Annotated in this window: 10 protein-coding genes and 1 tRNA gene; 6 read left to right on the forward strand and 5 right to left on the reverse strand. The window is 41.6% G+C overall.

Annotation, left to right across the window (positions count from 1 at the left end; genetic code table 11):
• The first annotated feature begins 234 nt into the window (after window positions 1-234).
• On the forward strand, window positions 235-666 hold the full coding sequence (locus QXD64_08115; protein ID MEM3397272.1) for a single-stranded DNA-binding protein: 432 nt from the start codon (window positions 235-237) through the stop codon (window positions 664-666).
• Window positions 667-1,453: 787 nt separating this feature from the next.
• On the forward strand, window positions 1,454-2,512 hold the full coding sequence (locus QXD64_08120) for a DUF835 domain-containing protein (protein ID MEM3397273.1): 1,059 nt from the start codon (window positions 1,454-1,456) through the stop codon (window positions 2,510-2,512).
• A gap of 2 nt (window positions 2,513-2,514) precedes the next feature.
• Here QXD64_08120 and QXD64_08125 read toward each other — a convergent pair.
• Window positions 2,515-2,591: transfer RNA gene (locus QXD64_08125), tRNA-Met, on the reverse strand.
• A 183-nt stretch (window positions 2,592-2,774) separates the two neighbouring features.
• Here QXD64_08125 and QXD64_08130 point away from each other — a divergent pair.
• The gene (locus QXD64_08130) at window positions 2,775-3,833 is read left to right on the forward strand and encodes a bifunctional phosphoglucose/phosphomannose isomerase (GenBank protein MEM3397274.1); all 1,059 of its coding nucleotides are present in this window, start codon (window positions 2,775-2,777) and stop codon (window positions 3,831-3,833) included.
• An 89-nt stretch (window positions 3,834-3,922) separates the two neighbouring features.
• A complete protein-coding gene (locus tag QXD64_08135) occupies window positions 3,923-6,088 on the forward strand; it encodes an SH3 domain-containing protein (GenBank protein ID MEM3397275.1) in 2,166 nt (721 codons plus the stop codon).
• A 27-nt stretch (window positions 6,089-6,115) separates the two neighbouring features.
• On the opposite strand, the gene QXD64_08140 is transcribed toward QXD64_08135, so the two are convergent.
• The 3 genes from QXD64_08140 to ppsA all read right to left on the reverse strand — a co-directional run bounded on the left by QXD64_08140 (window position 6,116) and on the right by ppsA (window position 13,355).
• Window positions 6,116-8,479: a tetratricopeptide repeat protein gene (locus QXD64_08140; protein ID MEM3397276.1), complete on the reverse strand. Its 2,364-nt coding sequence runs from the start codon at window positions 8,477-8,479 to the stop codon at window positions 6,116-6,118.
• Between the two features lie 2 nt (window positions 8,480-8,481).
• Window positions 8,482-10,953, reverse strand: coding sequence for a tetratricopeptide repeat protein (locus QXD64_08145; GenBank protein MEM3397277.1), 2,472 nt, complete (start codon window positions 10,951-10,953; stop codon window positions 8,482-8,484).
• 74 nt (window positions 10,954-11,027) lie between these two features.
• Window positions 11,028-13,355: a phosphoenolpyruvate synthase gene (ppsA, locus tag QXD64_08150; GenBank protein MEM3397278.1), complete on the reverse strand. Its 2,328-nt coding sequence runs from the start codon at window positions 13,353-13,355 to the stop codon at window positions 11,028-11,030.
• A gap of 186 nt (window positions 13,356-13,541) precedes the next feature.
• Here ppsA and thyX point away from each other — a divergent pair, with 186 nt between their 5' ends.
• Together thyX and QXD64_08160 are read left to right on the forward strand one after the other, a co-directional pair.
• Window positions 13,542-14,204 (forward strand): FAD-dependent thymidylate synthase, encoded by a 663-nt coding sequence (gene thyX / locus QXD64_08155; protein ID MEM3397279.1) that lies wholly within the window; start codon window positions 13,542-13,544, stop codon window positions 14,202-14,204.
• The gene (locus tag QXD64_08160; protein ID MEM3397280.1) at window positions 14,201-15,148 is read left to right on the forward strand and encodes a deoxyhypusine synthase; all 948 of its coding nucleotides are present in this window, start codon (window positions 14,201-14,203) and stop codon (window positions 15,146-15,148) included. Before thyX ends, QXD64_08160 begins: the two co-directional genes overlap by 4 nt.
• A 29-nt stretch (window positions 15,149-15,177) precedes the next feature.
• On the opposite strand, the gene QXD64_08165 is transcribed toward QXD64_08160, so the two are convergent.
• Window positions 15,178-16,947 (reverse strand): ribosome biogenesis/translation initiation ATPase RLI, encoded by a 1,770-nt coding sequence (locus QXD64_08165; GenBank protein MEM3397281.1) that lies wholly within the window; start codon window positions 16,945-16,947, stop codon window positions 15,178-15,180.
• Window positions 16,948-17,125 lie beyond the last annotated feature (178 nt).

Consider the following 17,125-nt stretch of genomic DNA (forward strand, 5'->3'; position numbering starts at 1 on the left):
ATCATACGAACCATTTAACAAATACATGAAAGTATGGTTTACTCCTCTGATTTCATTTTCTCTGTGGAAAATTGGTAAGGGACAGCGTAAAAGCTTGTGTGGCTCATACCAACCTTCCGAAGTCATGCATTTACAGCAATCATTATATACTCCATAAGAGTTATATCCTCAGCACATTGGGAACAGGGCAGCGCTCTTTTTCAGTGTGCAAAAAAGCGAAAAGGAAGTATAGACATGGAGCAAGAACTGACGAAAGTAAAGGACTTGACACCTGGGTCGAAGCAGGTAAATGTTTTGGCCAAGGTTGTTAGTGTTGGTGAGCCGAAAGAAATACCCTCCAGATTTGGAGGAGAGGGACGAAAAGTTGCCGAAGCCGTTATAGGCGACGAAACAGGCACAATAGTGCTTTCGCTCTGGCAGGAGCAAATAGGCACTGTTGCACCTGGAGATGTAGTGCTTATAGGAAATGGCTACATTTCCTTGGTAAGGGGGCACATGCATCTCAATGTGGGCAAGTACGGGTCCCTTACAAAAAGCACAGAAAGTGTGGGCGAGGTTAACACAACTGTTGACATGAGCGCCCAAGAATATGAACAGGAAAGAAGGGAATATAGAGGAAGAAGGAATTTTAACAGGAATAGAGACAACAACAGACGAAGATTTTAAAAGGTCTTAGATTTTAAAACAATTTTTTTATTTTTATTTGTTTTCTATTGTTTGCTGTTTTCTAGTAATCTGAAGTTTTTTAAGAAAAGGGTTTAATATCATTTTGAAATATAGAATATTCGTGCAGTTCAATCCCTATTCATTGGCACCAGCCACTTCATTGGTATTCCACATAATATTTCTAGCGTATTTGCTACATAAGAGTCGCTCCTCAACCATCCGCTTTTATTTCTCTCTTCTTTTTATTAGTGTCATTATCTGGGCGGGTGCAGAAACAGTCCTAAAAAGCTTACCTGTAACTGCGGAAAACTACAGAACTATATTCTATTACCCCTATGCAGTTGCATGTGGACGACTTATGGCTGAAAGTCTTATCGCATTAATACTAGTTGGTCTTCTCCTCTCCTATAATTACCCTCTAAAGAAAATCCCAGAGAAACAGTTCAAGATTTTATCTATTGTGTGTATAGGTCTTTTTCTGATTTATTCTTACTTTTCCCTCTTCACTCCGTACATTGTCAAGGATGTGCTCTACTACTGGGCGGGTTATGGGGTTGATAATGGTGATCTATTTTATTATTCGATCCCAGTGTTGATAATAGTATTTATTGTAATTTTTTATAATTTCACAGATTCCTATATACATGCAAGAAGTAAAGTTGAAAAAATGCAGATAAGATATATGACGATGGGGGCACTCATATTCGTTACTGGTATATCTATTACTGGGCTCCCGAACCTTCCTCCTATATATGGTATGCCAACAGGTAATTTCTGGATAATTTTTATGGACGTTTTTTGGCTCTATGCAGCGGTGAAATATAAGCTATTTACTATTGAAGCTGTCGTTGAGGACAGAATTGAGAGCCAAATGACCCAAAAACCCGAAAAAGAGATAGAGGGAGGAGAAACGCTGCTAGTAAATACCACAACTGGAAAAAAAGGTTTTGAAATATTTAGATATGTTTCAGAAAAGATGCCCGGGTTGTGCATAACCACAAGACACCCAAGAATTGTCCGTTCTGAGTATAAGATTGCAAAACTCCCAATACTCTGGCTTTCAGAGGTTACATCAAATGAAAAAGTTCTTGAGCCTACGAAACTAGAATTTGAAATTTCTTATCATATTTTTGCATTTCTTCGTGAGGGAGATAAGAGAGTAGTTTATATAGACGATATGGATTATTTGATAGCAACTAACGGATTCCAAAATACTTATGAGTTTTGCAAGGCGGTAGCAGATGAAGCTGCGAAGAGAAATTCTATATTTATTTTCTCACTATTTGAAAAAAATTACTCAAACAAAGAGCAAAGTTATTTTGAAAATCTAATAACATCAAAGATTACGGAAACATTCGAAAAAAGTAAAAACGCATCAAATTTTGAGCTTGAAAAGGGAAAAACCCACCTTGTAGAAGTTTCTGGTCAATCAAGAGAAACTGTGAAATCTATGCTTCCGATAGTGCCTACTCTTGCAATTTCAGCAAATTTTCCAAAAAAATTCTTAAAGGGTTTCAAAGAAGTTAGTCATGTAGATTGCATTTGGATTACTGAAACCTCTGGCTTTGAGAGAGGTGTCTCAGCAAAAAAAATGGAGTTTGAGGTGAGCCAGGAGATAATTTCATTTGTCAGAAAAAATGATAGCAATGGTCTTGTCTACATTGATGCAGTACCAGTTTTTCTTCTTTCAAATGGATTTGTATCTGTGTTGAAGTTTCTCAAGGATGTTTCCGATGAATGCCATGAACACAATGTCTCCCTTGTCGTAGAGATTCCTCCTAAGCTTTTAACCGAAAAAGAAAAAGCACTTGTAGAACGCAGGTTTGACATTGTCTTTTCAGAATAGGGTGGTAGCGGGGAATGGATTTGAACCATTGATCTACGGGTTATGAGCCCGTCGGGATACCTGACTACCCCACCCCGCTGCAAATAAATGTAAAATGGAAGGTTGTAATAAAACTTTCCCAACTCGCTAAACTAAGTTCGGATAGGTGAGATCTTAAGCAAGAGAACGAACATATTTATTCTTCATAAATAAATAGATGTGCCACTCTTTTTCTAGAAAAAATTTATATCAATGATTGAAATATTGGATTTGAGGTTAGAAAATGGTTGACCTGGACGATATTGACGGTATGCGAAAAGTGGATCGCAGCGGACTCCTCCCTTTAACTGCACAGTTTTCAGAACAACTTGAAGATGCAAAAAAGATTGCAAGAAAATCACTTGAAAACTTTTCATGCAGGGCTGACAGAATCGTGATATGTGGAATGGGTGGCTCTGCAATTGGTGGTGACATTACCGCTGCATGGGCATTTAATAAAGCGAAAGTTCCAATTTTTGTTGTAAGGGACTATTTTCTTCCTGCTTTTTGCGATGAAAACACTCTTGTAATCACTGCGAGTTATTCTGGTAACACTGAGGAAACCCTCTCTGCCTTCGATGATGCACTCCGAAGAAAAAGTAAAATTGTTGCCATTTCGTCTGGTGGAATTCTTGAGAAAAAAGCAGGGGAAAATGATGTGCTCCACATAAAAATACCATCTGGGATGCCTCCAAGGGGTGCAACTGCATACATGCTAGTGCCTCAGTTGCTCATACTTGATGCGGGAGGTATTGCATCATGTGAAGCGGAACTCGAAGAAACTGTGGAGGTGTGCAGAGTCCTGAAAGAGAACCTGAAACCCGATGTGCCGTCAGAAAGAAATCAGGCAAAAATAATTGCAAAGAAAGTCCTGGGTACAATTCCTAATATATTTGGTATGGGTATATCCGCACCCATTGCAAAAAGATGGCGAACCCAGATAAATGAAAACTCAAAAATGATTGCAAGGGAGGATGTGTTTCCTGAGCTGAACCACAACGACACTGTTGGCTGGAGTGGGGACCCTCTACCAGAGCGATTTTCCGTAGTTATTTTGCGTCATCATGGTGAGTTTGAAAGAAACAAAATGAGAATTGAAATCACGAAAGAGCTTGTGCTAAAACGCTCGAGGGAGATAATTGAAGTATGGGCAACAGGAGCATCAGACCTTGCTAAAATGCTCTCACTCATGTACATTGGGGATTTTGTAAGCATATACCTTGCGATGTTAAGAGACATAGACCCGACCCCTGTGCCTGTAATTGAAAACCTCAAGAAATTGCTTGCAGAAAAGAGGGAGTGATAAAAGGGATGGTACGGTAGGTTTCGGTATTTACCGGGCAAAGTATATATACCATATCTGCGAATATTTACACCATAGGGGTGTAAAAGATGAATGGAAGAGCAACCAGGAAGATTGGAAGGCGCTTTGCAATCTTGATGGTGAGTGGGATCGTGGCATTGTTCCTTGCTGCCTCGTTTGCAACTGCAGCACAGAATACACCGCAGATAAACGCGGTTGTATATAGCTTCACAATCTACAGCGACCTGAATGTAAGAGTAACTAATGTAGATGCAAGCAAATTCAATGCATACTTCAATTACATGGGAAAACCTGGAATGTTGAGGGAGAACATGGCTGCAGCGTTCGTAGAAGGTGGAAACAAATACACAATAAACTCTATATATATTATGGCCCACGCAGTATGGGAAACTGGCTGGGGGACCTCTAGAATTTGCATAGACAAGCACAATCTCTTTGGCTGGGGTGCCTATGATTCAGATCCATACAATGGTGCATGGACATTCTCTTCCTACTCTCAGTGTGTGGATGTTGTGATGGGAAAAATTAAAGCAAATTACCTTACACCGGGAGGCAAATACTATGAGGGGCCTAACCTCAACGGAATGAATGTCCACTATGCCACGGATAAAAACTGGAAGAACGGAATTGTCAGCGTCATGAACAGTTTTGCTAGCTGGCACAAGAGCAGGTATGGCACTGGGATAGAAATAACAACCTCGCCTGGAGGCGGTGGTGGTGCTTCTGATTTCAAACCTGGGGACACTGTAAAGGTGGTAGCAAGTAGTGGCTTGAACGTCAGAGATGCACCCTATGGCAACTATTTGAAGACAGAACCATATGGATCTACAGGTACAATTTTGGATGGCCCTGTTTCCAAATCAGGTTACTACTGGTGGAAGATAAAGTACTATGACATTACTGGATGGAGCGCAGAGGGCGATGGCACTGTGAAATGGCTGCAGAAGGTGAACGGTGGCAGCGGTGATGATGGTGGCGGAGGCAGTGGCAGTGGAACTTATGACAGGCAGGGAGCTTATAACTATGCAGCTAAGTACTGGGACAAAGTTGTGAGTGACAGCTACTTCTGGTATGGTAGCGGAAATTATGAGTGGCTGGCACAGGGAACCTCGGTTAGGTATAGAAGCGGATTTGATTGCGCTCACTTTGTCTCTTGCTGTATTGGAAGTGAGCCACACCAAAAGGGTGGTGGTCTGAATGTGCCCACAAGAGTTCCACCCACCTATGGAGAACCTGGAGCTGGGCGGCTAGGCAGCTGGCTAGTCACATCTGGGAATGCAGTAGATAAAAGTTCTGTTAACGACCTCGATGTGGGTGATGTTATTGTTTATGATTGGGGTGGAGATGGTGTGTGGGACCATGTCGCTCTATACCTCGGTGGAGGAAAAGTTGCTGCTCACACCACCTCTCACTTCGGTGCTGACTGGAGATTAGGTGGTGCTGCTAAATACCGCTTCGTCCACATTCTCGGCGGTAGTGGTGGTGGCGGAGGCGGCGGTGGAGGCGGTGGCGACGATGGTGGTGGAGGTGGTGGAGGAAGTACAAAGTTCAAGATTGGTGACACTGTTATAACCACTGCAGACCTGAATGTCAGAACTGCACCTGGAACAAGCAACAGCATCATTAAGACCGAGCCAAAAGGAACAATAGGTACTGTAGTTGCTGGCTCTCAGTATGCAAGCGGGTATTACTGGTGGAAAATAAAATACAATGATGGAGTGACTGGCTGGAGCGCTGAGAACTGGCTTGAGAAGTACTCTGGTGGTGGCGGTGGAAGTTCAGGAAAATTCAGAATCGGCGACATAGTCCAAACAACCGCCAATCTAAATGTGAGAACAGGGCCAGGGCTGAGTTATAGCGTTATAAAAACAGAACCTGCTGGGTCAGTAGGTAAGGTCATCGGGGGACCGACAAGTGCTGATGGCTACACATGGTGGAAAATCCAGTACAACGATGGAACTACGGGATGGAGTGCAGAGAACTGGCTTGAGAAGTATCAGGGAGGCTCAGGGAAATTCAAAATTGGAGACAAAGTAAGGGTCACAGCTCAGAGTGGACTGAATGTAAGGTATGGCCCAGGACTCAGTTATGGTGTGATAAAAACAGAACCCTATGGAGCTACAGGGACAGTACTGGGAGGCCCACAGACAGCAGATGGCTATACATGGTGGAGAGTCCAATACACAGATGGCACAGTTGGATGGAGCGTAGAGAACTGGCTTGAAAAAAGATAAAGCAGATTTAACAAATTTTTTTATTTTTTAAATTTTAATTTTGTCCCCATATTTTTGTTTAACATCCTCTAGCTTCTTCATTATTCCCTGGGCACCTATTCTCCTCCCAATCTCAAGTGATTTTTTAAGATACTCATTTCCCTCTTCAAATCTCTGGAGATAGTACATCGTGTCTGCGGCATCAAAGTAAAGTGCAGCCACATCATAGTGAAGCCCAAGTTCTTCAAAAAGCGAAATGGATTCGTTCACAACAGACTTAAACCTCTCAATTTCTCCTTTCTTACCCATAGCTCTAGCCATTGTAGTTTTTGCCATTGTCATGCAGTATAAGTCATTTATTCTCTTTGCATAATCCGCACCTTTTTCTCCAGCGACAATTGCCTCGTCAAACAAATTTTGCTCTGCGTAAATGGCTGCTAGATTTGCATATGCATAGGCAATATTTCTAATCAATCCGTACTTCTCGCCTTCCTTGACTATCTCCAAGTACTTCGCTTTCGCTTCTTCATATTTTTCTATGAGAGTAAGTACCACTGCGATGTTGTTTATATTTCTCAGTCTCTCTGGAATTTCTTTCTCAGGCAGTGTGTTCATCGCATTTTCGAAGTGAACAAGGGCATCCTCATACTTCCCGATTTTAAAATCAATGTTACCAAGGCCTGTGTGGGCTCTCGCAATCAAAATTCTGTCATCAAGTTTGGTGGATGTATCAAGACACGCATTGAAGAATTTCTCGGCATCCTCTAACTTATCCACTCTCCAACAATAAATGCCCAACGCTTCATACGCATGGGCTATGCTCAGCAAATCCCTGCACTCAATTGCTGTTTCGAGCGCCTTTCTATAGTGAGCAAATGCACTGTCATAATTCCCCTTTGTCTCAAAAATCTTTCCGATTTTTCTGTAAGCTTCGGATGCAAGTTTTTTACTGTTTAGTTCGAATGCTAGCCGAAGAACTCTGTCATAGGATTTCTTTGCTTCGTCAAGCTTTCCTGTATCAATGTCAATATTGCCAACATTCATCAGTGCAAGTGCTATCTGAACTCTATTATCTACTTCTGTCTGCAAGTTTTCAAAAAGTTCGATGGCATTTTCTAAATACTTCTTTGCTTCTTCCAGAGCATAGTTCTTAAGAGCAAGCTCTCCAGCCCCAACATAGTATTGTGCTGCCTTTTTAATGTCACATCCTTGCAAATAATGATAGGCCAGTGTGTCTGGTCTGTAATTACGGTACTGAGGCATTGTTTCCATCACATTTGCAATCCTCAAATGGAGGTCTCGCACATCCTTGATGTTTCTGTAAATTGTTTTTCTAAGCAAGTTATGGGAAAACTTGTAGACATTAGATGAAATCTCAGTAAGTAGGTTTATTTTGCAGAATTTTTCAAGGTATTCAAGCAATTTTTCCTCATCTATACTGAAAAAGTTCATCAGAATTTCCATGTCAATTCTTTCGCCAATTACTGCACAAACTTGCACCACTTTTCGTTCCAAATCGCTCAGTTTCCCCATTCTATTGAGTACACTCGCAGAATAATCTTCAGGAACTACATCAAAAAATTTTTCATCATGGAGGACATACTCTGAAAATTCTTTGAGAAGAAGTGGGACTCCCTCTGAAATCGAATAAATGTTCTTCATTACGGGTTCAGGCGGTTTGACACCTGTATATTTCTCAACGAACTCTACTGAGTCCCTCTCGCTGAATCTCCCCAGTATGATTTCTGTGAACAATCTTTCTCTACGCATTCTCTGGGTTGCGTCAACAATTGGTCTGGTCTCACCTGTTCTAGAATCCACCGTTTCATCGTTCCTGTACGTGCCAAGCAGGAGGACCTTTCTGTTCTCAATGCTTCTCGCTATATAGTGTATCAAGTTCCATGTAGATTTGTCAGCCCAGTGTAAATCCTCTAAAAAGAGGATAAGAGGACGCTCTGAAGCGATACTGTGCAACAATCGTGAGACAATTTCAAACATTCTCATCCTAGAAGATTGCATATCCTCATGTCCATTTTTTGTGACTGCATAGGCCGCTGATAAAAAGTTCAAAATTATGTCTTCAGAACCAGAAATCTGAGGGTGTCTCTTCTTTATTATATCAGTAATTCTCCCGAGTTCGACTTCACCCACTCCCTTCGCCATCTCAAAGTATTCTCCTAATGCCAGATTTATCGGTTGATATGGTTGAGTAAAATCTTCAGAAGCAAATCCTCGAAGCACAGTTGCATCATTCTGCATAGAGCAGAATCTCTCGCAAAAATAGGTCTTCCCTATTCCTGGCTCACCGAGAACAAACACGGTCCTTCCATATCCTTCTTTCACTTTTTCATATATCTTCATAAGTTCGCTAAGTTCTTTCTCTCGATTTACAAATATATTCTCATCTTTCATATCTATCTCTTCTCCGTGATTTGTTCAATCAATTTATTAACTTTTTCCACATTTTTTGATGCGCCTATCTGCTCAAAAATCTCCTTCGCTTTATTGAGTGCTTCCATTGCCCCATTATTATCCCCCATTTTGTGAAGGGTTTTTCCGTACATCATCAGAGTTTCTGCTTCATTATATGGTATCTGCAGCTCCCTTACTAATGCTAAAGCTTCATTAAAGTTCTTGATTGCCTCATCGAACTTTCCTTCTTCAGCGAGAATCGTTCCTTCTATTCTTAACACTGCTTGGAGAGCTACTCTGTCGTTTATTGATTCCATGAGGTGCTTAGCGCGAGTGTTGCACACCTTCGCTTTCTGAATTTCCCCAGTCCGAATATAGACCTCAGCCATATTAAAAAATGCCCAACCTATCCAGTCAATATTTCCAATTTTCTCAGCGTACTCTCTACTCTTCTCAAAATTTTCAATAGCTTTTGGATAATTTCCTTCCTGAAGATAAAGGTCTCCTAAGTTGTTGTGTGCTCTCGCTAGTTCGTTCAGGTCGTTTACTTTCTTCAGCTCCTCAATTGCCTTTATGTAATATTCTTCACACTTGCTGGCATTACCTTTATCTCCGTAAATGTTACCTATCTCTATGAACATCGTGCCCAATCTTCTCAGGTCCCCTACTTGAATTATGTTTTTCATTGCAATGTTGTAACTGTTAATAGCCGCATCGTACTTTCCTTGACGCCACAGAATGTAACCCAATCCCCTGTACGCATCGGCAATTCCTCGCAAATCTTTTGTCTTCTCGAAAGATTTAAGAGCATCTTCAAAGCACTTTTTCGCTCTCTCAAAATCACCTCTGGTCCTTATTATATTCCCCAATGCTACCATTGCATATGCCCTGCTTCTTTCGTCATTTATCCTTTCACAAATTTCCACAATTCTCTCGAAGTTCTTAATAGCATCATCCCATTTTCCTAGGAGAACACAGAGTTCACCAGTGGTTTGCAGTAACTGAATTAACTGTTTATTCCTCTCGATTGTGCTTTCTCCTCCTTCCTCCTCCATTATCTGAAGAGCTGTGTTGAAATAAGTGAGGGCTTCCTGAAACGCATAAAGTTTTCTAGCTTTTTCGCCGGCTTTGATATTGTAAGTTAGTGCTTTATCTTGTACTTTACCCAGAGTGAAGTGTCTCGCTAATACAAAGACCACATCATCAATAGCATTGTTAGCAGTATACATACCTTCTATAATTTCTCCAAGCTTTTTGTGCATTATTCTCAATCTGCTCTTGCTTAAGCTTTCGTACACAACTGATCGGATTTGGGCGTGTTCGAACATATAAGTTTCATGAGCTGTCTCGCTCTCCCTTATTAATTTCATCCCGATCAATTTATCAAGCGGGTCTAGAATCTCCATCTCATCCATCTCTACCGCTTTCTGGAGCACATGAAAATCAAATTCATAACCAATCGCTGCAGCATACATCAAAATTTTCTTGCTCGTCTCATCTAGTTTAGCAACTCTTCGGCTTATTACATCTTTTATGGTGTTGGGCAACAGCACTCTCTCCCAGTCGACACCGAGGTCCCAGGTGTACACTCCTGGTTTGACTATTCCCTCCTCAAGCAGAGTGTTACATAGCTCTTCTATGAAGAAAGGGTTTCCGTCTGTCTCAAAATATAACCTTTTCATGAATTTTGGAGAGATGTCTTCATTTTGCAAAAGGTCTTTCACAAGCTCAAGTGCGTGTTCATATTTTAACCGTGTTAAGTTTATCTGATAGTATAACCTCTCTAGTCCCATCCTCTGAAAAATTTCCATAAGTGGATGAAGCCCACCTTCATGCTCTTGCAGGTCTTCTGGTCTATAGGCACCAAGCAGCAACACCCTTGCTTGCTTTATGTTTCTCGCAATGTAATGGATAAGTTGAAGTGTGCCAGTGTCCGCCCATTGCAAGTCGTCAATAAAAATTGTGATCGGATGCACTTTTGAAATTTCAATCAAAAGGTCAGTGATTGTCCCAAACATTTTGTCTCTCTCAGTGTCCATGTTTATTTTTTCAACTGGCTTCGGTCCTTGACCTTCCTCGCCTGTGCTTAGCGCTATTGGTACAAAACCCGCCTCGATCTCTTCTGGTTTGACTGCGGGTGCACCAGATAACAGTCCCACAGGGGTAACAACTTCACCATGCATTTCCATCTTTTCACTGGAAGTTTCCTCAAAATATTGATTTAATGCATCGATTAGAGGCAGGTATGGATCAGAATTTTCAATGTAAAGACATCTCCCCTTGTAGAATTTTACTCCCATGGGCTGAGCATAATTTTTTAATTCCTCCACAAGTCGCGTTTTTCCCATCCCCGCTTCCCCAGTAATTACTACAAACCTTCCATTGCCCTTCAGCATTTCGCTAAGGTGTCCCTTGAGTGCCTCAAATTCTTCAACCCTGTTTACAAACTTCGTCTTTCGCTCAGTTTCTGCCAAGGTTTCATCACCACTCTTCTGTATTCACTAACTGTATTAAAAGATTACTGTTTGAATTTTAACCTTTATTAATCTTAAGGAATCAAATCAAAGTGGTCTCTGGTAATCCTCTGGTCCCTAGCATTTCTTAGAATTATTCGCTGCTCTGCCCTTGCAATTGTCTTAAGGGTTTCAACCACAGTATCTGGGTTTAAGCTAATGCTATCTATTCCTTCTTCTACAAGAAACTCTGCAAACTCAGGATAAACTGATGGTGCCTGCCCACAAATTGAGACAGTTTTTCCGTATTGGTGTGCTACATTTATCAGGTGAGAGATTGCCCTCTTCACTGCTAGATTTCTTTCATCAAAATAGCCCATTTTTGCAAGCACATCAGAGTCTCTGTCGGCACCCATTATCAATTGTGTCAGGTCGTTCGAGCCAATTGAGAACCCATCACAATACTTGCAGAACTCGTCGGCCATGAAAATTATGGAAGGTACTTCAGCCATTAAGTAAAGCTTGAAATCAAAACCCCGCTTCAGATTTTCTTCCTCCAGCATTTTCAGAATTGGAACAAGTTCCTCTGTGTTTCTCACAAATGGGAGCATTACATGCACATTCTTCAATCCCATCTCATTTCTCACCTTTGCGATTGCTCTTAACTCCATTCTAAACGCTGCCTCATACTCTTTTGAGATGTACCTAGAACACCCTCTCCATCCAATCATAGGATTATCTTCAACTGGCTCATATTTCTCTCCGTTTGGCATTCCGCGATACTCATTTGTCTTGAAATCACTTGTACGGACAATAACAGGTCTAGGGTAAAATGCCTTTGCCACCTTTGCAATTCCTTCCGCAAGCTTCTCTATAAGGATCTGCCCTTGTCCTCTGTTTATCAAATCCACTGGGTGTTCCCTTATGTAACTCGTGAATATAAATTCAATTCTCATCAAGCCAACGCCCTGTGCAGGCAATTTAGCATACTCATCCGCCTTTTCAGGAACACCTATGTTTACCAGTACCTTCGTAGCCGTGATAGGCATGCTAACTGTGAGGGCCTCTTGCGGTGGCCCCACAGCGATTTTCTTTTCATCAGGAACAATTACGCCCTCATAGACATTGCCCAACTTCCCATCCACTGTCACTTCCATTCCTTCCCTCAAAACCTGCGTAGCGGTTTTTGTTCCTACGATACATGGAATTCCAAGTTCCCTAGAAACAATGGCAGCATGACATGTCATTCCTCCTTCATCTGTTACAATTCCTCTTGCCCTGCTCATCGCTGGCACCATGTCTGGCGTTGTCATGCTCGTCACTAAAATATCTCCTTCCTTCACCTTCTGCAGGTCACTAATATCTCGAACTAGTTTTACAGTACCAGCTCCGATTCCTGGGCTTGCGGGCAATCCTCTCAGAAGAATATTGCCTTCTCCAGTTTCCTCCCTTTTTATCTCTTCCTTTTTTATTGTTGTCACAGGCCTAGCTTGCACAACATACACCACATCGCCTTCCATCGCCCATTCCACATCCATTGGCTTGCCATAATGCTCTTCAATTGTCTTTCCAATTTCTGCAATCTCAAGTATTTTTGTATCCGGGATTTTTTGATATGCTCCCTGTTCTTCATCAATTCCTACCTCTACAGTGCCACCACTTTCACCTCTCACTACCATCATATGCTGAATACCAATCTCTTTGGAGATAATGTCCATCGTTTCTGTATCCACAATATAAGTGTCTGGAGTTACCTTTCCACTAACAATCGCCTCACCAAGTCCATAAACCGCTTCAATAATACACTTTTTCTCACCAGTTGTCGGCTCAGATGTAAACATGACACCACTGTGGGTTGCATTCACCATCTTCTGTACAACAACAGCCAGCCGAACCTTTGAGTGCTCAAAACCCTTCTTATGCCTGTAGTATGTAGCTCTAGGAGTGAAAAGCGATGACCAGCATTTCTTCACTGTTCTTATAAATTCCACTTCATCCTGGACATATAGGTAAGTGTCCTGCTGTCCAGCAAAACTAGCATCAGGCAAGTCCTCTGCTGTAGCAGATGATCTTACAGCGACGAAATCCACTCTCTGCTTCTTTAAAAAATTTCTATAATGCTCTAGAATTTCTTTTGCCATTTTTGCTGGTATCTTTGCATTCTCTATCTTAGCCCTTATCTGCAGGCAACGGTCTGTAAGTTGGTCAGTATTTTCGAAATCAACATCAGAGAGCAAGTCCTCTATCTCGTCCATGAGGCCAGCACTCTCAATAAAATCAGCGTATGCCTGGGCAGTAATTACAAAACCTGGCGGAACATTTATTCCAGCATTCAGCATTTCTCCAAGATTTGCACCTTTTCCACCTACAAGAGGAATATCGCTAGCACCGATTTCCTCAAACCCTACTATGTGCTTCTGCATGACCTCACCGCATCAATGTATTACATGAAAATATATTAACCTTCGCTCTTGATGCTTTTCAAGTCGGGTCGCAAATATTTAAAATTGCTGCCTCTAGAATTTCCTATCACAAACCAGAATTTTAATCTTTATTTACCATCGGCACGTTCACAAAAAAACTATATCCTTCTTTGCGTTTCTTTTTTCATGAAGGTCATCTTACTTAAGCATACCCCTGAACCAGAACTTACTGTTGCCCTTGCCGCAAAGACATGTCACACAAGAACGGTTGAAGAAGCAATGAAATTGAGTGAGGAAGAAGTAAAAAAAATCATCTCAATTGTCCTTAAATCAGGGCATTTTAGTGTGCTGGAACATGCAAATTTTACATTTGCAATTGAAGATGTAAGCAGAGTGTTAACCCATCAGCTGGTTCGACATCGGATTGCATCTTATTCTCAGCAGTCCCAAAGATATGTAAAACTGGAGGATTTGCCGTTCGTAATCCCTCCTGAAATTGAGAAAAATTTGCAATCAAAGCAAGTATTTTTAGAATGTGCTCAAAAATGCATGGAAGCATATAATCAGTTGATAGAAATGGGACTTACGATAGAAGATGCTAGATACATTCTTCCCTCTGCCACTAAAACCAACATTATTGTAACCATGAATGCCAGAGAACTTTATCATTTCTTTTCTCTCAGATGTTGCGAACGCTCTCAGTGGGAAATTCGAGAACTTGCAAAGGAGATGCTGAAAGAAGTGAAAAGGGTAGCCCCCAACATATTTGCCGATGCCGGTCCGGAGTGTGTGAGAGGCAAGTGTCCTGAAGGTGATTTTTCATGCCTAAAAGAAGCAGAACAAAAATGAAAAAGGAACAAGCATTTGAGCTCTGCACTAGAAAGGTCGAAGACATCGTTCTGAAGGATAACTTAAGTGTCCAGGAACTGCTTGAAATGTTTGAGAGAGCAGGTGGTTTCTCAGCGAAAAAGCTTGGCTTGGCCTACAAAATAATGAAACAGATGCTTGCGGAAAAGGATTGCGTGAAATTCTTTTCATTTCCAGCATGTATCGTCTCTACTGGAACAAGAGGTGTTATCAAGGAAATGGTGCGGAGAAAAATGGTGGATGTAATTATCACTACATGTGGAACTTTAGACCATGACCTGGCAAGAATCTGGAAAGATTACTACCACGGTGACTTTATGCTAGATGACAGGAAGCTTCATAGAGCAAAACTCAATCGCTTGGGTAATGTGTTGGTCCCAAATGACTCCTACGGTATCATCCTTGAAGCAAAACTCCAGCCAATGTTTGAAGACATTTACAATTCTGGGTTGAGAGAAATTTCAACCAAGCAACTCGTATGGGAAATTGGAAAGAGAATTGACTGTGAGGATTCCATCATCTACTGGGCTTACAAAAATAAGATTCCTGTTTTCATTCCAGGTATAACAGATGGTGCTGTTGGGTCTCAGGCCTGGCTTTTCTGGCAGACCCACAGGAACTTCAAAATAAATTTATTTGAGGATGAGCAAGAACTTGCGGACATAGTTTTTACAGCAAAGAAAACTGGTGCGTTGATGATTGGTGGAGGTATCTCAAAGCACCACACAATCTGGTGGAATCAGTTCAGAGATGGACTTGACTATGCTGTTTACATCACTACAGCCATGGAATACGATGGGAGCCTGTCTGGTGCTCAGGTAAGGGAAGCCATTTCCTGGGGAAAAGTAAAAGAGGATGCAAAACAGGTCACAGTGGAAGGCGACGCCACAGTGCTTTTACCTCTCCTGATTGCAGGATTGTTATAAGTGGCTAATGCTGATTTATTAAGGCAAGGTTAAGCATAATAGTATTCTCCTGCCTCTTTCTGCTCCCTGTCCTTTGCTGATTCTGGCTTGTTGACCCGTGGTCTTTTCGTTGTTTCGTCTCTCCTGAATGTGATGTTCACTGTTTTCAAAAATTCATTCATCCCATCTCGCATTGAAAGAATTTCTGAGGTTTTTCCCTCTTCTCCAGGCACACCATCAAACACGATCATTCGGTCTGCAACCAGGTCTATGAAATAAATGTCATGGTCAACTACCATGCCAGTCATTCCTGTTTTTGAAATAACACGCTTGATTGTCTTTGCAGCAATCATTCTCTGGTTGGAATCCAGGTAGGCAGAGGGCTCATCAAGAAGATATATGTCTGCGGGCTGTCCAAGGCAAAGGGCGATTGCAGTTCGTTGGAGTTCTCCACCAGAAAGTTCTGTGACATTTTTGTCGTAAAGATGTGTGACTTTCAAAGGATGTTCAATTTCCTCCTTGTAAAAATTTGTGAACATGATATCCTTCAAAATCTCTGCAAAAATTTGTCTTACTGTGTAATCTTCTGCAGGGTTTATGTACTGGGGTTTATAACTCACCTTCACATTTCTGGTTATGCTACCTTCGTCTGCCTTTTCCACACCTGCGAGCATCTTTACAAATGTGGTTTTGCCAGTTGCGTTAGCACCTACCATCCCAATAACCTCTCCCTTTCTTATAGCCCCTTCTTTTGTTTGAAGAGTAAAACCGCCATAACTCTTCCGCAGCGGTGTGAATTCAAGAACTATTTCCTGTGCAGCATTTTCTGGTGGAGGGTGCTCAAAAAATTCAATGGGGTAATCTCTAACACGAATGTTCTCTTCCTTCAGATAACCCTCAAGATAGCTGTTAATTGCAGTTCTCACAGCTTTCGGAGGCACCACCACACCATAGGCACCTTCAGAGCCGTAAAGCAGGTGAACATTGTCTGCAATGTAATCAAGGACTGCCAGGTCATGCTCTACGACAACTACAATTTTCTGTTTCGCAATTGCTCTGATTATTTGAGCCATCTTCATTCGTTGATAAATATCCAGATATGAAGAGGGTTCATCGAAAAAGTATGCCTCTGCCTCTTTAAGCACTGTCGCCATTATGGCAAGTCGCTGGAGTTCGCCACCAGAAAGCGTAGCAATATCTTTTCCCAGGTGCCGAATATCGAATCCAAATTCATCCATATATGCTTTTATTCTTTCACTTGGAGCGATTTTCTGAAGAAGTTCAATCGCAGTTCCTTTTGTCACTCTTGGGATTTTATCCACATACTGGGGTTTGAGAGAAGTTCGCACTTTTCCGCCATACAACTTCTCGAAGTAATCTTTGAGTTCTGTACCAGAAAAATGCTCTATCACATTTTCTCGCTCCATCCCTTTTTCCCATTCCCCAAAATTGGGAACAAGATTGTTTGTTAAAATTGAGATTGCAGTAGTCTTCCCAATCCCATTCTCACCTAGAATCCCTGTAACCAATCCTTCTTTTGGCACAGGCAATCTGTAGAGCCGGAAACCATTCTGTCCAAACTGCTGCACAAGGTCTGTCTGCAACTCCTCGGCCAGATTAATTATTTTGATGGCTTCGAATGGACATTTATGGACACAAATTCCACAGCCAGCACATAGTTCTTCTGAGATAACTGGGAATCCCTTTTCGTCAAATGTGATTGTTTCAGTCCCCATCCTCATCTTTGGACAGTATTTTACACATTCCATGAAGCACCTTTTCGGCTGGCATCTGTCCTTGATAAGCACTGCGATTCGCATGCGAAATGGATAAACAGAGATTATAATAAGGGTTGTTATTGGCGATGGAATATTGGGTCATAAAGATTTGGGGTGCTAGTATATAAAGCAGCATGGTTCTATTCACAACTCCTAAACCTTAATTTATTTCTAAGAATTCCCTGAATAAAAACGAAGGAGGATGGGATGCATGACAATC

The sequence above is a fragment of the Thermoplasmata archaeon genome (genome assembly GCA_038874435.1).
Lineage (GTDB): Archaea > Thermoplasmatota > Thermoplasmata > Lutacidiplasmatales > SKW197 > SKW197.